Annotated in this window: 2 protein-coding genes; both read left to right on the forward strand. The window is 45.8% G+C overall.

The window, feature by feature from the left end; genetic code table 11:
* The first annotated feature begins 137 nt into the window (after window positions 1–137).
* A complete protein-coding gene (gene istA, locus M2408_RS26280) occupies window positions 138–1,661 on the forward strand; it encodes an IS21 family transposase (protein ID WP_259187557.1) in 1,524 nt (507 codons plus the stop codon).
* A 13-nt stretch (window positions 1,662–1,674) separates the two neighbouring features.
* On the forward strand, window positions 1,675–2,403 hold the full coding sequence (gene istB, locus M2408_RS26285) for an IS21-like element helper ATPase IstB (protein ID WP_120333788.1): 729 nt from the start codon (window positions 1,675–1,677) through the stop codon (window positions 2,401–2,403).
* The last annotated feature ends 84 nt before the right edge of the window (window positions 2,404–2,487 follow it).

Here is a 2,487-nt window from a genome sequence, read left to right on the forward strand (position 1 = left end):
TGTATATATCGGTGCATAACGGGCCACTTGTATCGGCGATATAGGTCCACTTGTATCGGTAATTGCGGGCCAGTTTAAACAAAGTATTATTTTGCAGAGCACTAACTCTGTAAGATATGGCTGGTCACCGCATAGATATGTTAGATATTCAACGTATAATTCAATTAAAAGCCCGTGGGGAGAGTAATCGCTCCGTCGCCAGGTTGCTGGGCATCAACCGAAAGACAGTCAATGAATATGTACTTCACCTGAAGACAACGGGAAAAGATTTTTTCGAACTGGAAGATCTAGATGAAACGTCGCTTGCGTCTGTATTGCCTCAGCCGAAAGTATTCATTAAACCGGATGCGTACCAGGAACTCTCAGATATGTTTCCAGAATTCAAGCGCTCTATGCAAAGTTCTGGATTTACTTACCTCAACATTTGGGAACAGTACCGTGAGCGTTATCCGCAGGGTTACGGTTACACACAATTCAAGGAACATGTTCAGAAAGCTTTTGCAGTGCAGCACGCCACTATGCATATTGATCATAAGATGGGCGAAAAGCTCCTTGTTGATTATGCTGGCGACCGTCTCAACCTGACAGATAGAGCGTCGGGCGAATTGCATCCGGTAGAACTTTTTGTTTGCGTTCTTGCTGGTACGGGGTACACCTATGTTGAGGCTAGCGAAAGTCAGGGAAAAGCATCTTTTCTAGGCAGTATGAGGCGCGCTCTAGAGTTCATAGGGGGTGTCCCAAAGCTGATCATCACCGACAATCTAAAGTCTGCGGTTACCCGTTCCCATCGTTATGAACCGGAACTGAATCGTGACTTTAAGTTATTTGCGTTGCATTACGGAACAGCGGTAATAGCCACACGTGCCTATAAACCCAAAGACAAGGCATTGGTTGAACATGCCGTCAGGCTGGTTTATCAACGTATTTGTTTTCATCTGAAAGACCGGGTGTTCTTCGACCTGCATTCCCTCAACGTGGCGATCCGTCCTTTGCTGGAGGCATATAACCAGCGAAAGTACCAACTAAAGCAAACTAGTCGTGAACAGTTGTTCCTAGAGCACGAAAAACTTCTTCTATCTCCATTGCCGGCACAACCTTTTACATTATTGGTACACAAGTCTGCTACTGTACAGAAGAACTATCATATCTTTCTCAGTGATGATCGCCATTACTACAGCGTACCATATCAGTATATCGGTAAAAAAGTTGATGTACGCTACAATGAGATCTCCGTAGAGGTCTATCACCAGAGCAAACGGATAGCCTCACATATCAGAAGCCGTAAAAGTGGCGGTTATACCACCCATAAGAGCCACATGCCCGATAACCATCGCTTCATGCAGGAATGCAGTGTAGAGAGCTTTCTTTACTGGGGGAAGTCCCAGGATACGATGATCCACCGTTATCTGGAAGAAGTATTCGCCAGGCGTCCCCATCCTGAACAGGCATTTCGATCCTGCTGGGGTATACAACGTCTGGGAAAGATATACGGAATCGAACGACTAAAGAAAGCTTGTCACCGTGCCATGGCATTTGATCAGTATGGTTACAAAATACTGGAATCCATCCTTAAACAGGGACTCGATAAGCAGGACTTAGCGGACGAACCTGCTGCGATGCCAGTTCATGAAAACCTACGGGGAGCAACTTATTATTCTTAACATAAACAGATATATGAACGTACAACAAACCATTGAAAAAATGAAAGAGCTGCGACTGCATGGCATGTTACTGGCCTATCGCAGCAGTATCGAATCACAGGGACATCTACAGTTGACTCCTGATGAGCTACTTACCATCCTGGTCGACGCCGAGTGGCAGGACCGTTCCAACAAAAAAGTCACCCGGCTGACTCAGGCGGCAGCTTTCCGTTATCAGTCAAATCTTTCTGATATTGATTATCAGGCCTCTCGAGAACTGGACCGGGATCTGCTGACAAGGCTCTCCTGTTGCCAGTTCATCCAGCAGAAGGAGAATATTCTTATAGTGGGGCCAACTGGTGTGGGTAAGAGCTATGTGGCGTCTGCTCTAGGCCATCAGGCTTGTGCTATGGGGTATCGGGTGGCTTATTATAATACTGCTAAACTATTCGCCAGACTCCATTCGGCCAGAGCGGACAACTCGCTTTTCAAAGAAATCGCACGAATCGAAAAACAGGATCTTTTGATATTGGATGACTTTGGCCTGCAGAGCTTGGACAAGCCACAGAGAGATCTACTCATGGAGATCATTGAGGATAGACACAATAAAAAGTCTACAATAATCGCCTCTCAATTGCCTGTTAGTGCATGGTACGAAGTTATTGGCGAAGGAACAATAGCGGACGCGATACTGGACAGACTCGTGCATGGTGCGCACAGATTGTCTTTATCTGGCGAGTCTATGAGAAAAGTGAAAAAATAATCTTATAATTGTTGGCCCGTAATCACCGATACGGGTGGCCCATATTCAAGCGATAGGCTTGGCCCGGAATAACCGATATACACA

This window comes from Sphingobacterium sp. BIGb0165 (assembly GCF_024810095.1).
Lineage (GTDB): Bacteria > Bacteroidota > Bacteroidia > Sphingobacteriales > Sphingobacteriaceae > Sphingobacterium > Sphingobacterium detergens.

What these genes read in the sequence shown, in the direction of transcription:
- istB (WP_120333788.1), top strand. Translation starts at nt 1,675, where the DNA reads ATGAACGTACAACAAACCATTGAAAAAATGAAAGAGCTGCGACTGCAT.
- istA (WP_259187557.1), top strand. Translation starts at nt 138, where the DNA reads ATGTTAGATATTCAACGTATAATTCAATTAAAAGCCCGTGGGGAGAGT.